We start from the raw sequence: 19,155 nt of genomic DNA on the forward strand, positions 1-19,155 counted from the left end.
GGGTGACGGTTGCCGCTTCGCTGCTCTCTGCAGCCTGGCAGCAACCGTCAATTCATTGTTTTAAGCTTTTGAAGAAGGTGTATAAAAAGGTAAAAGCTATCAAACAGATAGGATGAGACAGGTGTGCGATCCTGAAAATCCTCTATAGAGTAGCGATGAAAATACAAAAAAGAGGTGTGACCATGAGCAATTCCATTGATGAAGATGCAAAAGATGCAAAGCCTATTGTCGAAGCCGATCGCGAAGCGCCCGAGGGCAAATGTCCTTTTCATGCTGGTAAGCCTTCTCAGGAAAATCAGGCGCCGGGCGGCGGAACAACCAACCGCGACTGGTGGCCTAATCAACTCCGGGTTGACCTGCTGAACCAGCATTCATCCCGTTCGAACCCGCTTGATGAATCCTTCGATTACCGTAAAGAATTTGCCAAATTAGATTACTCAGCGCTGAAAGCTGACATCAAAGGGTTGCTCACCGAGTCACAAGCCTGGTGGCCCGCTGACTGGGGCAGCTATATCGGCCTGTTTATTCGTATGGCCTGGCACAGCGCCGGAACCTATCGCTCCGTGGACGGACGCGGTGGTTCAGGTCGTGGTCAGCAACGCTTCGCACCCCTAAACTCCTGGCCAGACAACGTCAGTCTGGATAAAGCGCGCCGCTTACTGTGGCCGGTTAAACAGAAATATGGTCAGAAGATCTCCTGGGCCGACCTCTACATTCTGGCGGGCAACGTCGCGCTGGAAAACTCCGGATTCCGTACCTTCGGCTTTGGTGCCGGACGTGAAGATGTCTGGGAACCGGATATGGATGTGAACTGGGGTGAAGAAGCCGCCTGGCTGGAACACCGTCACCCGGAATCCCTGGCGCAGTCGCCATTGGGCGCTACCGAAATGGGTCTGATCTACGTGAATCCGGAAGGCCCGGAACACAGCGGCGATCCTGCCTCTGCGGCCCCGGCTATTCGCGCCACTTTCGGCAACATGGGCATGAACGACGAAGAGATCGTGGCATTGATTGCTGGTGGACATACGCTGGGTAAAACCCACGGTGCCGCACCGGCCAGCCACGTCGGTGTCGATCCGGAAACTGCACCGATTGAGGCGCAGGGCCTGGGCTGGGTCAACAGCCACGGCACGGGCGTTGGCGCAGATGCGATTACCTCCGGTCTGGAAGTGATCTGGTCTCAGACGCCAACCCAGTGGAGTAACTACTTCTTCGAGAACCTGTTCAAATATGAGTGGGTTCAGACGCGCAGCCCGGCCGGTGCCATCCAGTTCGTGGCAGCTGATGCGCCGGATATTATCCCGGATGCGTTTGACGCCGCGAAGAAACACAAGCCGACCATGCTGGTGACCGATCTGACGCTGCGATTTGACCCGGAGTTTGAAAAGATTTCGCGTCGTTTCCACAACGATCCGCAGGCGTTCAACGAAGCCTTTGCCCGTGCCTGGTTTAAACTGACTCACCGTGATATGGGGCCAAAAGCGCGCTACATCGGACCTGAAGTCCCGCAGGAAGATCTGATCTGGCAGGATCCGCTGCCTGCACCGGTTTATCATCCAACCGTGGCGGATATCGCGCAGCTGAAAGAGAAAATCGCTGCAACCGGCCTCAGCGTCAGCGAGCTGGTTTCGGTTGCCTGGGCTTCGGCATCAACCTTCCGTGGCGGCGACAAACGTGGCGGTGCCAACGGTGCCCGCCTGGCGTTGCTGCCGCAGCGTGAGTGGGACGTCAATGCCGTCGCAGCACGCGTGCTGCCGACGCTGGAAGCGGTGCAACGCGAAGCGCACAAGGCTTCACTGGCAGATGTGATCGTGCTGGCGGGTGTGGTCGGCGTTGAGCAGGCGGCGAAAGCAGCTGGCGTTGAAATTGAGGTGCCATTTACTCCGGGCCGTGTTGATGCGCGTCAGGATCAGACTGATATCGAGTCATTCGATCTGCTGAAACCGCGTGCAGATGGTTTCCGTAACTACGGTACTGGCTTCGGCAAAACCACCACCGAAAATCTGCTGATCGATAAAGCGCAGCAGCTGACCCTGACCGTGCCGGAGTTAACGGTGCTGGTTGGCGGAATGCGTGCGCTGGGTGCTAACTTTGATGGCAGCCAGCACGGCATCTTCACGCACCACACAGGGACGCTGAACACAGACTTCTTCGTGAATCTGCTGGATATGCGCACCGAGTGGAAAGCCGCCGATTCGACCAATGAGAAATTCATTGGACGGGATCGCGTCACTGGCGAAACCCGTTTTACCGCCACGCGTGCCGATCTGGTGTTTGGCTCCAATGCGGTGTTACGCGCCTCGGCGGAAGTCTACGCCAGCAGCGACGCCCGTGAAAAATTCGTCAAAGACTTTGTTGCCGCCTGGACCAAGGTGATGAATCTGGATCGGTTTGAACTCTGATTGCTGTTGACGTTATAAAACCTGAAACCCGCTGATATTAGCGGGTTTTTTTTTATGAGAGCAGGTGAGTTATTCGACCGCTTAACTATCCTTTTACAACCCAGGTACAACAGGTTAATGGCATCATTTAAATTTCGGTCACTGCCAGTAACGTGATTCTTCGGGCCACGTAGGCAAGTACGGCTTCCCGCTGCGATTCAGGCATATGACTTTCATTATAAGTATCGATAATAAGCTGATGATGACTCACCACCTCGGAAAGCCATTTTCGTGCCAGTGTCGGATTAATATCCATACCCTGGGCAAGCAGGATAAAGTCTGCACCCAGATATTCTCCGTACTCTGAATTGATTCCCGGTGCGTTTCCTGCATCATTTTCTTCGCGTTCCAGCAGGGGCAAAGCTAAATACTCTCCAAACGCTGCAGGGTAGGGCACAACGCTGATAAAGTCATAAACCGGGGCCAGCCAGGGTGAACCCTGCGGAGGCAGGATAATCCCAATATTGCGCAGATGAAAATCATTGTTTCCCAGCACATAGGCATACACGATGCGCAAAAAGAGGTCACGTTTACTCTTTAAACTGCTGTTCACTCTGGTATTCAGGAATTTAGCGGCTTTCTCGTAACTGATGGCTTTATGATTATCAATCCTGCCATATTTATCGCCGAGACCCATCGCGCCATCCAGCTGTTCATGATGTAATCTCGCGTTATCTGACGCTGTCCGGTCATACCTTTTAATGACAAACGCCAGTTCTTCTGGCCGATTTTCATCGTGTCTGAATGGCATCAGCCCGAACGGGGGTACGTCAAATTTCAGACGCTGCATAACGCACATAGTGGCATGCTCGTTTTCTGCCAGGTGTGGGTATTCTTCCGGAGAGGGTTTCAGGATATAGGTGCCATCATTGCTGACGACCACCAGTTCTCCCTTTGCCAGGCGAAGCGACAGTTTGGGTTGATAGCCTGAAATGCTCATGCCTTTCTGACGTTCAGGGAGTTCCTGAATAAACTGACTGCGCGTAAACGGCAGGCTAAGAGCCACATTCAGACTACCCAGCAGATGCCGGATGCCTTTTGTTGAGTAGCCGGTTTTTAGCTCAGATTCTTTAAGCCGTTTTAATGTGATCAGGCAGCGTTCTGAATTCATGATGTTATCTCTTTAAAGACGACTGCCCCAAGCAAATCGTTGCCATTTTCCATCAGTAAACCGAACAGATCCTTATCATCAATTTTTTGAATTTCAGAATAGCGTTTTCGCAACCAGCCTTCCGGCGCTAAACCTTTAAAGAAGGGATGTAGCTCTTCACTTAAATAGGGCTCAGGTCTTACCGGCATGCTGAGAGATATCGCACAGCCGACATAAGTGGGCAGGTAGCAGAAAGTATAACCGCTTTGCCCTTCACTCAGTGTTCCTGCCAGCGTGTTGTAAAGCCACACCTCTATTTTTCGAGCCATACTTTTATACCCAGTTCTTTAAGCAAGGCGTGAAGATTTATTGCCTTTGCAGAAGATGGTTTAGCAATCAGTCGTTTAAATGTTGAGAGTGATACACCAATCTGAATCGCCATCTCTTCATAGGTGATGTTTTGTCGTTTGAGTTCATTGGCCAGTAGTTGTGGCAGTGTCGGAAACGTCAGATCACTCAGCTCCGATCGGGTGTCCGGTTTGTCCGCATTTATTGCTTCTGTTGTGACTTCTCTACTCAAAGCTAACCCCGCCAATACCTTTTGCCGATCTGACTCAGAAAGGCTTAGCAGCGAAGATTTAATCTCATCAAGGTTCATTTTTGACCTTTTCTGCAATTTCAGTACGTTTTTGAAACGATATGGTCCGACTATAGTACTAAAAGGGTCATTTTTGAACTATTTACCGGTATCATCTTCTCAGCTTACAGCCAGACTGTGAAATATGCGGATGAAAGGTCATTTATGACACTTTAAGTCACTATTAATGCATTTGTTAAAGAGAGTATGAGATGTAGGGGTCAGAAATGAACCTTTAAGTGAGGGCGGCACCGAATGTCTAAGTATCAGGCACTAACGAAAAGAACCGGGAATTTGAAGAGTAAACAGACTGAGTAAGACGCAAAAATTTTATCAGAAGTATGAAAAGCAAAAAGCCCGCTTAGTTTCCTAAGCAGGCTTTTCTAATTTGGCTCCTCTGACTGGACTCGAACCAGTGACATACGGATTAACAGTCCGCCGTTCTACCGACTGAACTACAGAGGAATCGTTTGAACGGGGCGCATAGTAACGGCCACGCCGGGCCATGTCAAAGCTCTTTTTCATAAATCAGCGCGACTGCTGAAATAGTCGCCACTATGGCGTTTTAAGCACTGAAAGAGCTGCCTGTGCGGCTGACTCATCCGGCAAAACGGCACGTGTAAAACTGAGGTGTTTATGAGGTGTTATGGCGCTGTATAGCCCTTGTCAGGCGGCCAGGCGCGTGATTTAACCGGATAGTTTTTTACGGGCGTCACAAAGTGTGGATTCTGGCTTTGTCAGCAATAAAAACGAAACGTAGATTCCATTTCAACCCTGAACTGAATCTCTGGAGTTGAAATGAACAAAGTCAGAATCGGCATGATTGGCAGCGGCTATATCGGACGCTGCCACGCGATTGCTTATGCGCAGGCTCCCACCGTATTTGCGCTGAAAGGCGAAATCGTGCGGGAGATGCTGGCTGAAGTGAACCCCGAGCTGGCCGCCCGTCAGGCGGCGACCTTTGGTTTCGCGCGTTCGACGGGGGACTGGCGCGCGCTGGTCAGCGACCCGGCGATTGATGTCGTGGATATCTGCGCCCCCAACTTCCTGCATAAAGAGATGGCGCTGGAGGCAATACGCCATGGCAAACACGTTTATTCAGAAAAGCCGCTGTCATTAAGCGTGGCGGATGCGCAGGAGATGGTGGCGGCAGCCGATGCGGCAGGGGTTAAAACGCTGGTAGGCTTCAACTATATGAAAAACCCTACCAGCCAGCTGGCGAAAGAGATCATTGCCAATGGTGAGATAGGCGACGTGGTGCATTTCTACGGCACCCATAACGAGGATTATCTCGCCAGACCGGAAACGCCGCTCGACTGGCACTGTCAGAAAGCGCTGGCAGGTCTCGGTGCGCTTGGCGATCTGGCGGCGCATATCGTTAATATGGCGCACTACCTGGTTGGTGACATTGCTGAGGTCAGCGGCGACATGATGACGGTGATCGCCTCACGGCCTGACCCGAAAGAGCCTGCGCGGCAGTTACCGGTCGAAAACGAAGATCAGGCCAGCGCGCTGCTACGCTTCCATAACGGTGCGCACGGCGTCATTGAAACCTCACGCATCGCCTGTGGCGCAAAGATGGGACTGACTTACGTTGTCACCGGCACCAAAGGCACACTGCGCTACACCCAGGAGCGCATGGCGGAGCTGGAACTCTATCTGCATGATGAACCGGCCGGGCGTCAGGGATTTAAAACTATCCTGACCGGACCAGCACACCCTGACTACGCAAATTTCTGTGTTTCTGCCGGACACGGCATCGGCTTTAACGATCAGAAAACGGTGGAGATTCGCGACCTGATCAACGGCATCGCAGCGGGCGACCGCATGTGGCCCGATTTTGCAGAGGGATTGCAGGTTCAGAAGGTACTGGAAGCGATTGCTGACTCAGCAGTGCAACGCCGCTGGATTGAGGTATAGGGCAGAATCAGAGGGATAGAGGGTATTGCCGATGTGTTGATTAACACTGGCGGGCAGGGCGGGAAACGTTGGCTTCCCGCCCATAGCCGATCAGATCAGACCGCTTTTTTCCCACCACAATTTATCCAGCGCATAAAAGCGATCGCGCTGACTCTCGGGCTGGCTGAGATCGCGTTTCCACGGTTTTGCCAGAATATAGTGCAGGTTCTTCACCTCATCATCGTGCCAGAGACCGCTGTGCTGAAACGGCAGCGTTTTCAAGGCATTGTAGATGTAAGAGAGCGGCTTCCAGCGATCGGCAAACACTTCGTTCAGCAGATCCTGCTCGGAGAAGGGATAGTTACTGAGATCATCAATGGCGGCAATACGCTTTTCCAGTGCGTCGAACATCGCATTATCGGGCTTCAGCACCAGAAAACCGCCGTTCAGGTAAAGATCCACACTCTCTGGCGCCTTTTCACCGCGCGCCTGCCAGGTATAGTGGCACTGCTCAGGCTGCCACTCTGCCGGATAAGAGGCAATCTGGTTGGGATTACAGCGGCAGGCGTGACAGGCGGCGAGCGGGTTATCGCCCAGATCCAGGGTAAAAAGCTCATCCATGTTTTGAAGGACCAGCATATCGGCATCCAGAAACACGACGCGCTCATAATCGGTTAGCTGCCAGGCGCGCAGCTTGGTCCAGACTTCGCCGAACTGCGCCGATGCGTAGTGCTGATCCAGATCGTCGCGCGGATAGAGGGGGTCGACCGGTTTAATCACACAGCCCTCATCCTGCAAAATCTGACAGTCAGACGCTGAAATCGCCGGCGTGGTCATCACCACCAGCGGCCACTGGCTCTGGCTCTGTTGCAGCGAACGGTGCAGCGCTTTCACGCCCACCAGATAATCGGGTTGTGTTAACAGCGTTACCCAGGCAAACATAACTTTCCTCAATCAGTCAAAAAGTGGCGTGATGTAGTCGTTACCCAGTCGGCCCTGTGGGTCGAGCTGGCTGCGCAGGGCGCGGAAGGCGTCCCACTGCGGATAGATCTCACGCCAGTTGTAGCGTTCTTCATCGTAATATTTGCCCCAGTGCGGGCGTCCGCCCTCTTCGGCCAGCAGTTTTTCCACTTCAGTCAGGAAGTGCAGGCCTTCCTGTGACAGCGAACCATCGTCGGCGTAATAGACCACGAAGCCGAAAAAGCAGGTTGGCTGGTCAGCGGCCGGACTGAGCCAGGCCGATGATGCACCGGTGCAGCGCAGGATAATCGGGTAGTGCATATGCGGACGGTTCTCGGCATACCACTGCTTAATGCGGCGAATGATGGCCGGGGTTTTTGCCAGCGGCACGCCGATTTCCACATTGATCTGCGGCACCGCAATGCCGCGGCAGAAGAGCTGGTAAATGTCACCGGTAACATCGGTGAAATCACGAAAACGGGTGACGGTGCGAAACTGTTTTCCCCCTTTGCCCTCAATCTGCGTATCGCGGTGCATATGTGCCAGCGTCTGGTCGATAGTGTCGTTGAGGCTTTCGTCAACGTCGCCCTCATGTTCCACCACCTGACGACCCTGCGCTTCGTAGCGCTGACGCTCTTCATCACTCGCCTCATGGGCGTTCCAGACGTGCATCAGGTTGTCATCGACAAACCACCAGGCTTTGCTCAGCGGATAGTCGTTGTTCCAGCGCAGCAGATCCTCTTCAAGGGTATCGGCAGAGACGGCATATTTGTGGCAGGTGAAGATGCTAAACGGCTGGGTACGCAGGGTTACCGCGGTAACAATGCCTAGTGCGCCCAGTGAGACCTGCGCTGCCGGGAAGTCAGCGTCGCCACGAACAAATTCGCGCACGCTGCCATCGGCCAGCACCATTCTGATTGCCAGCGCTTCGTCGGCAATCGAACTCTGCTGCAATCCCTGGCCGTGCGTTCCGGTCGCCATCGCGCCCGCCAGTGTCTGAATCGCAATCACGCCTGGCGATGAAGCCAGCATGCGGTTCATTTCGGTCAGGCTGCGATAGACCTGCTCAAGCGGGGTCGCGCCACCAAAGGTCACGCTCTGTTCATCACTGGCAAGCTGGCCGCTCAGGGCGCTGAGATCGAGCAGCACATCGTCATCACTGACATGCAGCATACGACCAGGCGACAGCTTGCTGCCGATCACCCGAATCTGGCCGTGTGACTCCCGGATAAGTCTCTGTAATTCCGCTTCACTGGCGGGACGCTGAACCTGGTGACGGCTGCCGATTTGCGCGTTCTGCGCCCAGTTCCACAGCGCATCATCATCGGGTTCAACATGGGTCTGACGAAGCGGATAGAGGCGTGCATCTCTGCTCACAACAGCATTCCTTATTATTGCATTTTAGTGACAAGTATCAGTAAGCGTAGACTATGGCTAAGCGCAGCCCGGCCTGCGGGCAATTATTTGCGGATATAGCGTAACGTTGCGGTTACAGCCAGCTGACGATTGCGGCGGATACTCTCTGCTTCGCTGTTGTCCGGGCTGAAAAGGGCGTTGAAGGTGTAGCGGTTTGAGACGTGATGAACGCAGATACTGCTGATCAGGCGATGGACATCGATGGTCTGCACATCGGCAGTGAACACGCCCTGTTGCTGACCGCGTGCCAGAATGTCATCCAGCAGATCCAGCGCGCTGCGATTAAGGGCTTTAATCTGCGGCGACTGGGTGATGTAGCGCCCGCGCAACAGGTTCTCACTGCAGACCAGCCGGATAAAATCGGGATGCTCGACATGGTAATCAAAACTGGCTTCCACCAGGCGGGTCATGGCCAGTTCCGGCTCCATCGCCGCCAGGTTCAGGCCGGTTTCGTGCTGACGTATCTGCTGATAAACCTGCTCCAGCACGTGGATATAAAGCTGCTCTTTACTGCCAAAGTGATAGACCACCATGCGTTTAGTGGTTTGCGCATGCTCAGCAATCTGCTCCAGCCTGGCACCCTGCATACCAAACTCCGCGAAGGTTTTCAGTGCGCCTGCGATAATGCGTTTTTTCAGCCCTTCAGGGTCATTTTTACGTTTTGTTAGCTCTGACATGGTGCTCAATAAGGTGATTTTGACCGGGGAATGTTAGCACAGTGTTGAGAGGCTGCCCGCAATCGCGGGCGTGGCAGGTTCGGCAACCTGGTACAGCCCGGATGATTACAGGTATAATCCCGGACATTATTTCACAGGTTCAGAGACGACAATGACAAAACTCACCTTGCAAGAGCAGATGCTGAAAGCGGGATTAGTATCCAGCAAAAAAATGGACAAGGTTCAGCGGACAGCGAAGAAATCCAGGGTTCAGGCACGCGAAGCCAGAGCGGCGGTGGAAGATAACAAAAAAGCGCAGCTTGAGCGGGATAAGCAGCTGAACGAGCAGCAGAAGCTGGCTGTGCTGTCTAAAGAGTACAAAGCGCAGGTCAAACAGCTGATCGAAATGAACAAAATTGACGTGGCAAGAGGCAACATCAGCTTCAATTTCACCGACAATAACCTGATCAAAAAGATTATGGTGGATAAACTGACGCAGACTCAGCTGATCAATGGGCGTCTCGCCATTGCCCGCCTGGCGGCTGACAATAATGGCGAGAGCCAGTACGCTATCATCCCGGCCAGCGTAGCGGATAAAATTGCGCAGCGTGATGCCAGTGCCATCGTATTAAACAGTGCATTAAGCGAAGAAGCACAGGACGAAGATGATCCTTATGCTGATTTCAAAGTGCCCGATGATTTGATGTGGTAACAGCGCGCTGACGCATTCAGAACGGGCTGTCGGCAGAGAGTTGCAGCGTGCTGCCGCTGACAGGATGAACAAACGTCAATCCGCTGGCGTGCAGCATCAGTCTCTCTGCCTGATCCGCGCCAGGCAGCAAAAGCCCGCCGTAGAGATCACAGCCCAGAATCGGGTGCCGCAGCTGCTGACAGTGAATGCGCAGCTGATGGGTGCGCCCGGTTTCCGGCATCAGTTCAACCCGCGTGACCGGCAATCCCTTTCCCTTTTTTTCCTGAAAATAACTTTCCTGATAATAACCGCGTTCCATGACCCGGTAGCGTGAGCGCGCAGGTTTCCCCTGGATCGGGCAAATCACCATCCGGGGAAACTGCGCCGGATCTTTCGCTATCGCGGCATCAATGACGCCTTCGTCATCGGCAAGGTGCCCGCACAGCAGCGCCTGATAAGTTTTACGCACGCTGCGCTGGCTGAATTGCTGGCAGAGTGCCGCGTTAATCGTTTTGCTGCGTGCGACGACCATCAGCCCGGAGGTGCCAAAATCGAGCCGATGAACCAGCGTGCAGCCAGGAAAAAGCTTCACCAGCCGATGATGCACCGAATCGAGGTTTTGCGGATTTTTGCCTGACAGGCTCAGCAAGCCGCTGGGTTTATTGATCACCAGCAGATGGTCGTCCTGAAAGAGGAGGGTTATCTCATCAAAGCAGGGCGGGGCGATAAACGTATCGATAATGGCAGACATCGGGCAACCGGCAGGTAAATGGCAACGGATCATAACCGATTGGCCGGTCACTGACGATGCCGCGCGCAGCCATTATTCTTCGCTGATCGTTTCCCCGCTTTGCGTGAAGAGTGACTGGCCAGCCTGCTGCGTTTCAAATTTGCCATGGGCAGCAAAAACGGAGCAGACCGTCGCAGCCAGCAGCGTAAGGAGAATGGAAAGTTTCATGGTGACATCCCATCGTGAATTTAAAAGCAAGTCTGACAGGAAGGGCGGCAGAGACAAACAGAACAATCCGGAAAAAAAACATTAAGAACATTTGTTCAGCAAGTTGCGCGATTTTTAGTGATAAATTCGGGCAGTTCTCTCTTTTACGACTACAGTCTCTGGTGAGGTTGTCATCAATTCGTATCTAATGGAGGATTTTCTGTGTTATTTCAAAACGACGAGAAAGGCCACGTCATTATTGGCGAAGCGGCACTAAGCCTTGCCCTGGGTGAAAAAGAAATCAGTATCGCAACACTCTTTACCCAACTGGGTTATATGGCGAAATCTGAAAGCAACGCGGATCGGCTGACGAAAATCGCCGAAGCCAGAAGCTGGCTGAGTAGTTTTGAGTCACCGGCGATTGCTCAACAGCAGGTGCCGTACCTGCAGACGCTTGCAAGCCTGAACGAAGAGCTGAACTAGCAGTAACGGAACTGATGCCAATGGACGTAGTCCGGCTCCGGCCGGAAAACGACGAAGCGGACCACCTCATCGGTTGCGCGAAAGCGTATACCGGCCGGAGAAGCTGTCAGGGACGACAACTCTCTCTCCATCGCTTTCTGTACAGACCGATCGCGATTCTTATCTACCCTCATTTCAAAGCCAGCCGGGATATAAACCGGAATCATCAGGCTCGGGCCAGCTTGTTTCAGCTGTCGTGGCCGATAATATGACCTTCCCTCAGTTTCCGGATGCCCGCCTGACCATGTCATTACAGCGTTAACCGCTGCGGCTTATTATCTTCTGATTAATCAGACCACTTATTTGTCTGAAGAGGGCTGTTATTTCAGCCAGCCTCAATCAATTAAGGCTGGCTCTATTTACCGTCAGACAGAATTAACGCTTCGCTAACCGTTAAAAGCTTTCCCAGCTCGAGTCTGCGGATGCATTAACGGGCGCAGCGGGTACTAAACGCGGTGACAGGGCAGGTGCGCCCCGGCTGCTACTGCTCTGCCCGGGAGAGAGACGGAATACGGCCACTGTTTTTTCCAGTTCATCTGCCTGAGATTCAAGTGAGCTGGCTGCGGCGGAGGACTCTTCAACCAGCGCGGCGTTCTGTTGCGTCGTGGTATCCATCTCGGCCATTGCCGTGGCGATCTGAGAAATGCCGCGGTTTTGCTCGTCAGATGCGGCAGCAATTTCACCCATAATATCTTTAACCTGACTGACAGAGCGGACGATGTCATCCATGGTGGTACCGGCGCGTTCCACAAATTCAGAACCATCATGAACCCGATCAAGTGACTCGCGTATCAGCGTTTCAATCTCTTTGGCGGCCAGTGAACTGCGCTGGGCCAGATTTCTGACTTCACCGGCAACCACCGCAAATCCGCGACCCTGCTCTCCGGCTCGTGCCGCTTCGACGGCGGCGTTAAGGGCCAGGATATTGGTCTGGAAGGAGATGCTGTTGATGACATGAATGATCTCGCCGATTTTGCCCGAACTCTGGCTGATGTTGTTCATGGTTTCGATAACATCACGGATAATCTCGCCACCGCGTCCGGCATTCACTGACGCGTCTGTCGCCAGCTGACTCGCATGGTGAGCGTTCTCCGCATTCTGTTTCACCGTTGAAGAGAGCTCTTCCATGCTGGCCGCGGTCTGAACCACTGCGGCAGACTGCTGTTCTGTGCGGGATGAAAGATCGGTATTGCCTGCCGCGATTTCCGCCGAGGCACGCGCCACGCTGCTGACGCCATCACGCACGTTGGTGATGATATTCTGCAGGCTGATGTTCATTGCATCTACCGCCTGCATCAGCTGACCTAACTCATCACCACGTGTGGTTTTCAGTGAGGTTGTTAAATCACCGCTGGCAATACGTTGTGCTGCGTTCAGCGTCTCTTTCAATGGCAGCGTAATGTTGCGGGTGATCCGCCAGGCAATCAGCAGACTCAGCACAACACAAATCAGCGCGGCAAAAGCAATGCGCCACTCCGCCTGTTTGATAAATTCAGAGGATAGCTGGGACTGATAGGCAAAGGTATCGGAGACCACCGCATTGAGCCGCTCTGCGGTGGTGGTCAGGCCCGCCGATTCGCTCTTTTCTTTCTCTGTCGCATCGACATAGCGCGTTAAAGCCTGGCGTTGCTGCGTCAGAGTGCTGAGCACATTTCGCGTTACGTCATTAATATTCGGCTGGGCGAAAATATCCAGTTGCTCGCTCAGGGTGTTGATAGCGGTGTATTCTTCAAGAATCGCCTCTCTGCTGGCCTCAGACGGCTTATCGAGAAACGCTTTTTCAACATTGGCCGCATCAAACAGCGCTGCGGCCAGGTGCATGACCGGCAGCGCCGCGTCGGGTGTCAGAGCCATATCGAGTGATTCAAACTGATGCGCAAGCGCAATCAGGGCACCCGGTTTAATGGCATCAAAGGCGCTGCTTGTCGCCTGCGCAGCCGTCACGAATGTCTGGCGCTGATTCTGATAATCGTTAAGTAACTGCCCCATCAGCGCGACTTTCTGCTGGCCCATCTCATCCCATTTGAATCCATCCAGCCGTTTATAAAGGACATCTAACTCCTTCAGGGCCTGAACGTTCTGCGTGGCAAATTTGGGATCTTTGGTGTACTGGTAGAGGGTGCGGTTAAGGCGTGCCTTGCTTAACGTGTTTACCATCTCCACGGTAATCGTGCGCCGGGCGGAGTTGTCTTTAATACTGCGAAAACAATCGAAAGCGATAAAAGTAATGGCGAGGGAGGCAGCAATGACGACGATAAAACCGACGCCCAGTTTTTTCCCAATTTTAATATCGGAGATGCGTTGAGCAAGGCCCATAAGGTTCACCTTTAGTGAGATATCAGAAGCAGAGAAGAGGCTGTTAAATAATTCAAAGATGATCTTCTTATCGTCAGTGTCAGACAAAGCTTTAATATTATTTATGCTTACTCCATGATCTGATTAATGAGGCTTTCATTATTCTCAAGGGAAACTATCTGCCTGCTAATCTTTGATTTGATTCGTGTAATGTATTGATAATTTTGATTAAAATTATGATTCCCGTGCCTGCTGCAGTCTTTGCATTACCTGAATAAATAGTTATTGATTTTGATCAAATAAGTCCCGGATAAAAGAATCGGTCAGGCGCAGAGGGATGATTTTTCAATAAATACTTATCAATGAAATTATATTTTTATTAATCATCAGAGCCTGGCTGTGCCAATTAATTAACCGCAGTATGACGTTTTCTCGCCTCGCCAATCCTTACCAAACTGCTCATCTCTTCGGTCACAGGATGCCAGCGCCTGTTCAACAGCCTCGTAACGCGCGCCATTGCCATATTCCAGCAAAATATTCCCGGTTTTAGCATTTGTGATCGCCGCCGGTCTTCACTGAGAATGACAACAGAACGTTACGAGGATGATAAAAGCTCTGGAGCCCGCCGCTTATCTGGCTTTCTTTCAGCGCTGACAACAGGTCACGATCGCTTTTCCCTCTGGGGGAACATTTTAAATATCAGGAGAAAGGTTCCGGTGAAATTGATAAAAAGAATGACCCTTTTCACACTCGTGCTCAACGCATCCGTCAGCTTTGCGGCAGAACCCTCAGTGCCTGCTGACAGCAGCATACATGTTAAAGCCGATCCGGCGCTGAAAACGCTGATTCCTGCGGATATCCTCAAGCGTGGCTACATTGTGGCAGGAACAAACCCGAATACGCCGCCAACTACCTTTTATAAAGAAGATAATAAGACGCTGGCCGGTCGCGAAATCGACATCATGAATGCGGTGGGTGAACGTCTGGGTATCGCGGTAGAGTGGCGCGACACGGGCGGCTTCGACAACATCATTCCCGGTCTGAAAACCGGACGTTACGATGTGGCGCTTTCGAACATCAACGCCACACCGACCCGCCTGAAACAGATCGACTTTGTCGGCTACTACAACGCCAGCCTGCTGGGAATTATTTCCCGAAAAGACGCCAGTATCGCCCCGTTTAAATCACTCAATGACGTTTGCGGCAAAGAGGTCGGCGCCGGTTCCGGTACCACCCAGGTTACGCGGCTGGAAGAAGCCAGTAAAGACTGTGAGGCCGCAGGTAAACAGCCCATCAAGGTAGCGATATTCCCGGATCGTCCGGCTGGCGTGCAGGCGGTGGTCAGCGGTCGCGTACCGCTGTTCCTGGGGCCCTATGAGGGGCTGCTGTGGCAGGTTAAGGTAATCAAACCGCTGACCATGAGCGGCGAAATCACCGTTAACGATGCACCGGTCTCTGTCGCTTTCCCAAAAGCCTCTCCGCTTGAACCTGCCGTGCAGGCCGCGCTGAACTCATTAATCAAAGATGGCAGCTACCGGAAAATCCTCGATAACTGGGGAATCGGATTTGGTGCTGTGACCGAAGCCCGACGCAACGAAGAGATTTTTAAATGAGTGAGATTCAGAACCACACTGACGATCTGAAAATCGTCAGTAAACGCTACTACGGACGCTGGCTGAGTGCGCTGGTGGTGCTGTTGTGCGTGGTGGCGATGGCACATTCGATGATTAACAATCCGCGCTTTGAGTGGGGGATCATCGCAGACAACTTCACTGCGCCCTCCATTCTGCAGGGGGTGTTAATGACGCTGCAGCTCACCGCCATTTCAGTGGTGCTGGGCTTTGCCTTCGGCACGGTGCTGGCGCTGATGCGTCTCTCATCAAACCCGGTTCTGGTTGCGGTGAGCTGGGCCTACACCTGGTTTTTCCGTGGTGTACCGATGCTGGTGCAGCTGTTTCTCTGGTACAACATCGCGGCGCTCTATCCCAGAATAGCGCTGTCGATTCCCGGTTTAGGTGAGATCTGGAGTGCACAGTCCAACGCGCTGGTCAGCCCGTTTAGTGCGGCAGTGATCGCGCTGGTCATGCATCAGTCCGCCTATGCCGCAGAAATTGTGCGCGCGGGTATCCAGAGCGTGGGTAATGGGCAGATTGAAGCGGCACGCGCGCTTGGATATCGCCCGGCTCAGATTTTCCGTCATACCGTTTTACCGCAGGCGATGCGCGCCATTATGCCGCCAGCGGGTAACGAGATCATTGGCCAGTTGAAAACCACGGCAGTGGTGTCAGTGATTTCTCTGCAGGATGTGCTGTTTTCGGCGCAGATTATCTATCAGCGCACCTATGAAGTGATACCGCTGCTGCTGGTGGCCACCCTGTGGTATCTGCTGATGACCTCAGTGCTTTCGGTGGGCCAGTATTACGTGGAGCGTTATTTTGGCCGCGGTGTCACGCGGCGTGAAAAGCGCAGCCTCTGGCCGTCGTTGCCGCGCTTTTCGCTGCCGAAAACCCAAAGGAGTGTGAGCAATGGCTGAAGCAATTGCACTGCGCAGGGTCACTAAGCGCTTCTCTGGCGTAACCATCCTCGACGACGTTAACCTGGATATACCTGCCGGGTCGGTCACGGTGATTCTGGGACCATCCGGCTCCGGTAAATCCACGCTGCTGCGCTGCATTAATCACCTTGAGAAGCTGGATGGTGGCACCATCCGTATCGGCGGCCAGATGGTGGGATACCGACAAAAAGGCCAGGCGCTGCACGAACTCAACAGCAGTGCCATTGCACGCCAGCGGGCGGAAATCGGCATGGTGTTTCAGCAATTCAACCTGTTCCCGCACCGTACCGTGTTGCAGAACATCACGGATGCGCCGATGCGGGTGAAAAAGCAGAGCCGCCATCAGGCGACCAGCAAAGCACTGGCGCTGCTGAAACAGGTGGGGCTGTCTGGTCGCGAAGATGAGTGGCCGCAAAACCTTTCCGGTGGTCAGCAGCAGCGCGTTGCGATTGCCCGCGCACTGGCGATGGATCCTGGCGTTATGTTGTTTGATGAACCGACCTCGGCGCTTGACCCGGAACTGGTGGGTGAAGTGCTGCAGGTCATTAAACAGCTGGCGCATTCCGGTATCACCATGGTGGTTGTCACCCATGAAATCGGATTTGCCCGCGAGGTCGCCGATAACATCGTCTTTATGGAGAGCGGCAAAATTGTGGCGGCTGGCCCGACGCAGCAGGTACTCGACGATCCGGACAACGGACGCGTCAGAAACTTTATCGCAACGGTGCTCTGAGCACCGTTTCTTTTGTGATAACCAGGAAGCAGGATGACGCAAAAACCGGTAATGCACAGCGCCCACTGGGGCGCTTTTCACGCTGAGCGCAGCGGCGATCAACTGCTTATTGAGCCGTTCGGGGGCGATCCCGACCCCAGTCCGCTGTTGCAAAACTTCCGTCATGCACTTAATCACCCGGCACGCGTCGCACGGCCGATGATACGGCGTGGCTGGCTGGAAAACGGGCCTGGCCCGGATCGGCGTCGTGGGGCAGATGAATATGTCGCGGTTAGCTGGGAGGAAGCCAGTCATCGGGTTGCACTGGAGCTTAATCGGGTCGGTGAGGCTTACGGCCCGGCGGGGATTTTTGGCGGATCTTACGGATGGTCAAGCGCAGGCCGTTTCCATCACGCCCAAAGTCAGGTGCACCGTTTCCTGAACACCACGCTGGGCGGCTATGTTCGCTCAGTTAACAGCTACAGCTCCGGCGCGGCATCGGTTTTGCTGCCGCATATTGTGGGCGACATGAATGAAGTCGCCCGGCGTGGCGTGAGCTGGGAAGAGATTGCCGGTCACAGCGAGGTGGTGCTGGCGTTTGGCGGGCTGGCGCTGAAAAATGCCCAGGTGGCCAGCGGCGGCCTGAGTGAGCATACCGAGCGCGGTTTTATGCAGCGTGCAGCACAGCGCGGCACCCGTTTTATCTCGGTAAGCCCACTGAAAAGCGATTTGCCAGAGGAAGCACAGGGTGAGTGGCTGGCGCTGCGACCCGGAACGGATGCGGCGTTTATACTCGGCCTGCTGGCGGTATTAATCACCGAAGGGTTAACCGATGAGGCATTTCTGGCGCGCTACTGTGTCGGCTGGCCTCAGATGGTGGCCTACATCCGGGGTGAAGAGGATGGCGTGGTGCGTGACGCGCCGTGGGCGGCCGCGATCTGTGGCGTCAGCAGCGACCTGATCAGGCAGTTCGCCCGACAGCTGCACGGCAAGCGCGTACTGGTTACGGTCGCCCATGCCTTACAACGCGCCGAGCATGGCGAACAACCGGTGTGGCTTGGCCTGGTGCTGGCGGCGGCACTCGGACAGCCCGGGCTGCCCGGCGGCGGCTATACCTATGCACTGGGTGCGCTGGGCCATTATGGCAAACATCACAATCTGGTCAGCTTTCTGTCCCTGCCGCAGGGCAAAAATGGCATCGACCGCTTTATTCCGGTAGCCCGTATTGCCGATATGCTGCTCAATCCCGGCACCAGGTTTGACTACAATGGCCGTCAGCTTACTTATCCTCATATCCGGCTGGCTTACTGGGCGGGTGGCAATCCGTTTCACCACCATCAGGATCTGGCCCGGCTGCGTCAGGCGTTCTGCCAGCTGGATACGTTCATCGTGCATGAGAGCGTCTGGACCGCCAGTGCGCGTCATGCTGATATCGTCCTGCCCGCCACCATGACCCTGGAGCGTGAGGATATCGGCGGTGCGCCGACCGATCGCCATTTAATCGCCATGCAGCCAGTGGCACAGCCTTACGCCGAAGCCAGGGACGATTACACGATTTTCCGTGAGCTGGCCAGGCAACTTGGCCGGGAAGAAGCGTTTAGCGAAGGGCGCGATGCGCGAGGCTGGTTGCAGCATCTTTACCATCAGCTACAGGAAAAACTGGCGGCGCATCAGGTGCAGACACCGGATTTTAATCAGTTCTGGCAGCAGGGCATCCTGGCGTTGCCGCAGGTGAAGGATGGTGGACGGATGATCAATGCGTTTCGCGCTGACCCTGATGCTGCACCGCTGCCCACAGCAGGCGGCAAAATTGAGATCTTCTCCGCCACTATCGCCAGCTTTGGTTATGAGAACTGTCCCGGCCATCCGGTATGGCGTGAACCGCAGCAAAAACCCAGCGCCGACTACCCATTCTGGCTGATTGCCAATCAGCCCGCGACGCGCCTGCACAGTCAGCTCGATTTTGGTGATTTCAGTCAGAGTGGCAAGCGTGGCGGGCGCGAAGTCTGTAGCCTCAACAGCGAGGATGCCGCAGCCCGGGCTATCGCGGATGGCGACATCATTGAGCTTTATAACGATCGGGGCCATGTGCTCGCCAGCGCACGTCTCACCGACACGGTTATGCCTGGCGTGGTACAGCTGCCAACCGGTGCCTGGTACGATCCGGTCGACGCCACTGCCGCCCGTCCGCTTTGTCGTCACGGTAATCCCAATGTGCTGACGCTGGATATCGGGACGTCATCTCTGGCGCAGGGATGTAGCGGGCAGATTACGGTGGTACAGGTGCGTAAATTTGCCGGGGAAGTCACGCCGGTGCAGGCCTTTATTCCCCCGTTATGAGTCGG

At 54.1% G+C, this 19,155-nt stretch carries 17 protein-coding genes and 1 tRNA gene; 9 read left to right on the top strand and 9 right to left on the bottom strand.

The window, feature by feature from the left end; genetic code table 11:
• Positions 1–182: 182 nt before the first annotated feature.
• Entirely contained in the window at positions 183–2,402 is a 2,220-nt protein-coding gene (gene katG / locus HFD94_RS03520) for a catalase/peroxidase HPI (protein ID WP_033758333.1), read from the top strand.
• 127 nt (positions 2,403–2,529) lie between these two features.
• Here the strand turns inward: katG and HFD94_RS03525 are convergent, their stop codons facing one another.
• The 4 genes from HFD94_RS03525 to HFD94_RS03540 all read right to left on the bottom strand — a co-directional run bounded on the left by HFD94_RS03525 (position 2,530) and on the right by HFD94_RS03540 (position 4,633).
• Positions 2,530–3,552: a type II toxin-antitoxin system HipA family toxin gene (locus HFD94_RS03525; RefSeq protein ID WP_167432758.1), complete on the bottom strand. Its 1,023-nt coding sequence runs from the start codon at positions 3,550–3,552 to the stop codon at positions 2,530–2,532.
• On the bottom strand, positions 3,549–3,860 hold the full coding sequence (locus HFD94_RS03530; protein WP_033758331.1) for a HipA N-terminal domain-containing protein: 312 nt from the start codon (positions 3,858–3,860) through the stop codon (positions 3,549–3,551). The genes HFD94_RS03525 and HFD94_RS03530 overlap by 4 nt, the downstream gene beginning before the upstream one ends.
• The gene (locus tag HFD94_RS03535; protein WP_061901302.1) at positions 3,845–4,189 is read right to left on the bottom strand and encodes a helix-turn-helix transcriptional regulator; all 345 of its coding nucleotides are present in this window, start codon (positions 4,187–4,189) and stop codon (positions 3,845–3,847) included. The genes HFD94_RS03530 and HFD94_RS03535 overlap by 16 nt, the downstream gene beginning before the upstream one ends.
• A 368-nt stretch (positions 4,190–4,557) precedes the next feature.
• A tRNA-Asn gene (locus HFD94_RS03540) sits at positions 4,558–4,633 on the bottom strand.
• 333 nt (positions 4,634–4,966) lie between these two features.
• Between HFD94_RS03540 and HFD94_RS03545 the strand changes: the two genes are divergently transcribed.
• Positions 4,967–6,088, top strand: coding sequence for a Gfo/Idh/MocA family protein (locus HFD94_RS03545; protein ID WP_061901303.1), 1,122 nt, complete (start codon positions 4,967–4,969; stop codon positions 6,086–6,088).
• Between the two features lie 90 nt (positions 6,089–6,178).
• Here the strand turns inward: HFD94_RS03545 and HFD94_RS03550 are convergent, their stop codons facing one another.
• The 3 genes from HFD94_RS03550 to HFD94_RS03560 all read right to left on the bottom strand — a co-directional run bounded on the left by HFD94_RS03550 (position 6,179) and on the right by HFD94_RS03560 (position 9,120).
• A complete protein-coding gene (locus HFD94_RS03550) occupies positions 6,179–7,009 on the bottom strand; it encodes a glycosyltransferase family 8 protein (RefSeq protein WP_061901304.1) in 831 nt (276 codons plus the stop codon).
• 12 nt (positions 7,010–7,021) lie between these two features.
• Positions 7,022–8,404: a D-arabinono-1,4-lactone oxidase gene (locus HFD94_RS03555; RefSeq protein ID WP_061901305.1), complete on the bottom strand. Its 1,383-nt coding sequence runs from the start codon at positions 8,402–8,404 to the stop codon at positions 7,022–7,024.
• A gap of 83 nt (positions 8,405–8,487) precedes the next feature.
• Positions 8,488–9,120 (bottom strand): TetR family transcriptional regulator, encoded by a 633-nt coding sequence (locus HFD94_RS03560; protein ID WP_010247970.1) that lies wholly within the window; start codon positions 9,118–9,120, stop codon positions 8,488–8,490.
• 151 nt (positions 9,121–9,271) lie between these two features.
• Here HFD94_RS03560 and HFD94_RS03565 point away from each other — a divergent pair, with 151 nt between their 5' ends.
• A complete protein-coding gene (locus HFD94_RS03565) occupies positions 9,272–9,811 on the top strand; it encodes a DUF2058 domain-containing protein (RefSeq protein ID WP_010247968.1) in 540 nt (179 codons plus the stop codon).
• A gap of 16 nt (positions 9,812–9,827) precedes the next feature.
• Here HFD94_RS03565 and HFD94_RS03570 read toward each other — a convergent pair whose 3' ends face one another.
• Complete coding sequence (locus HFD94_RS03570; protein WP_122888716.1) at positions 9,828–10,541, bottom strand: RluA family pseudouridine synthase; 714 nt, start codon at positions 10,539–10,541, stop codon at positions 9,828–9,830.
• Here HFD94_RS03570 and HFD94_RS03575 point away from each other — a divergent pair.
• Positions 10,531–10,833 carry a hypothetical protein gene (locus tag HFD94_RS03575; protein ID WP_154210388.1) on the top strand — a complete coding sequence of 101 codons (303 nt, stop codon included), beginning with the start codon at positions 10,531–10,533 and terminating at the stop codon, positions 10,831–10,833. The genes HFD94_RS03570 and HFD94_RS03575 overlap by 11 nt on opposite strands.
• 116 nt (positions 10,834–10,949) lie before the next feature.
• Entirely contained in the window at positions 10,950–11,210 is a 261-nt protein-coding gene (locus HFD94_RS03580) for a hypothetical protein (protein WP_010247965.1), read from the top strand.
• A gap of 432 nt (positions 11,211–11,642) precedes the next feature.
• On the opposite strand, the gene HFD94_RS03585 is transcribed toward HFD94_RS03580, so the two are convergent.
• Positions 11,643–13,565, bottom strand: coding sequence for a methyl-accepting chemotaxis protein (locus tag HFD94_RS03585; RefSeq protein WP_122888718.1), 1,923 nt, complete (start codon positions 13,563–13,565; stop codon positions 11,643–11,645).
• Between the two features lie 713 nt (positions 13,566–14,278).
• On the opposite strand from HFD94_RS03585, the gene HFD94_RS03590 reads away from it, so the two are divergent.
• From HFD94_RS03590 to HFD94_RS03605, 4 genes are read left to right on the top strand one after another with little or no spacing between them, the layout of a single operon-like run.
• The gene (locus tag HFD94_RS03590; RefSeq protein WP_181955342.1) at positions 14,279–15,157 is read left to right on the top strand and encodes an ABC transporter substrate-binding protein; all 879 of its coding nucleotides are present in this window, start codon (positions 14,279–14,281) and stop codon (positions 15,155–15,157) included.
• Complete coding sequence (locus HFD94_RS03595) at positions 15,154–16,077, top strand: amino acid ABC transporter permease (protein WP_033767719.1); 924 nt, start codon at positions 15,154–15,156, stop codon at positions 16,075–16,077. The genes HFD94_RS03590 and HFD94_RS03595 overlap by 4 nt, the downstream gene beginning before the upstream one ends.
• Positions 16,070–16,831 (top strand): amino acid ABC transporter ATP-binding protein, encoded by a 762-nt coding sequence (locus tag HFD94_RS03600; protein ID WP_010670928.1) that lies wholly within the window; start codon positions 16,070–16,072, stop codon positions 16,829–16,831. Before HFD94_RS03595 ends, HFD94_RS03600 begins: the two co-directional genes overlap by 8 nt.
• A gap of 33 nt (positions 16,832–16,864) precedes the next feature.
• Entirely contained in the window at positions 16,865–19,150 is a 2,286-nt protein-coding gene (locus HFD94_RS03605; RefSeq protein WP_167432759.1) for a molybdopterin-dependent oxidoreductase, read from the top strand.
• The last annotated feature ends 5 nt before the right edge of the window (positions 19,151–19,155 follow it).

Origin of the sequence: Pantoea sp. EKM20T, assembly GCF_011800485.1 — a bacterium.
GTDB classification, from domain to species: domain Bacteria; phylum Pseudomonadota; class Gammaproteobacteria; order Enterobacterales; family Enterobacteriaceae; genus Pantoea; species Pantoea agglomerans.

Bases quoted from the DNA above. Each gene is read 5' to 3' on its own strand.
- HFD94_RS03530 (WP_033758331.1), bottom strand. From the start codon at position 3,860: ATGGCTCGAAAAATAGAGGTGTGGCTTTACAACACGCTGGCAGGAACA.
- HFD94_RS03575 (WP_154210388.1), top strand. From the start codon at position 10,531: ATGGCAGACATCGGGCAACCGGCAGGTAAATGGCAACGGATCATAACC.
- HFD94_RS03595 (WP_033767719.1), top strand. From the start codon at position 15,154: ATGAGTGAGATTCAGAACCACACTGACGATCTGAAAATCGTCAGTAAA.
- HFD94_RS03570 (WP_122888716.1), bottom strand. From the start codon at position 10,541: ATGTCTGCCATTATCGATACGTTTATCGCCCCGCCCTGCTTTGATGAG.
- HFD94_RS03545 (WP_061901303.1), top strand. From the start codon at position 4,967: ATGAACAAAGTCAGAATCGGCATGATTGGCAGCGGCTATATCGGACGC.
- katG (WP_033758333.1), top strand. From the start codon at position 183: ATGAGCAATTCCATTGATGAAGATGCAAAAGATGCAAAGCCTATTGTC.
- HFD94_RS03525 (WP_167432758.1), bottom strand. From the start codon at position 3,552: ATGAATTCAGAACGCTGCCTGATCACATTAAAACGGCTTAAAGAATCT.
- HFD94_RS03565 (WP_010247968.1), top strand. From the start codon at position 9,272: ATGACAAAACTCACCTTGCAAGAGCAGATGCTGAAAGCGGGATTAGTA.
- HFD94_RS03585 (WP_122888718.1), bottom strand. From the start codon at position 13,565: ATGGGCCTTGCTCAACGCATCTCCGATATTAAAATTGGGAAAAAACTG.
- HFD94_RS03600 (WP_010670928.1), top strand. From the start codon at position 16,070: ATGGCTGAAGCAATTGCACTGCGCAGGGTCACTAAGCGCTTCTCTGGC.
- HFD94_RS03550 (WP_061901304.1), bottom strand. From the start codon at position 7,009: ATGTTTGCCTGGGTAACGCTGTTAACACAACCCGATTATCTGGTGGGC.
- HFD94_RS03560 (WP_010247970.1), bottom strand. From the start codon at position 9,120: ATGTCAGAGCTAACAAAACGTAAAAATGACCCTGAAGGGCTGAAAAAA.
- HFD94_RS03605 (WP_167432759.1), top strand. From the start codon at position 16,865: ATGACGCAAAAACCGGTAATGCACAGCGCCCACTGGGGCGCTTTTCAC.
- HFD94_RS03535 (WP_061901302.1), bottom strand. From the start codon at position 4,189: ATGAACCTTGATGAGATTAAATCTTCGCTGCTAAGCCTTTCTGAGTCA.
- HFD94_RS03590 (WP_181955342.1), top strand. From the start codon at position 14,279: ATGACCCTTTTCACACTCGTGCTCAACGCATCCGTCAGCTTTGCGGCA.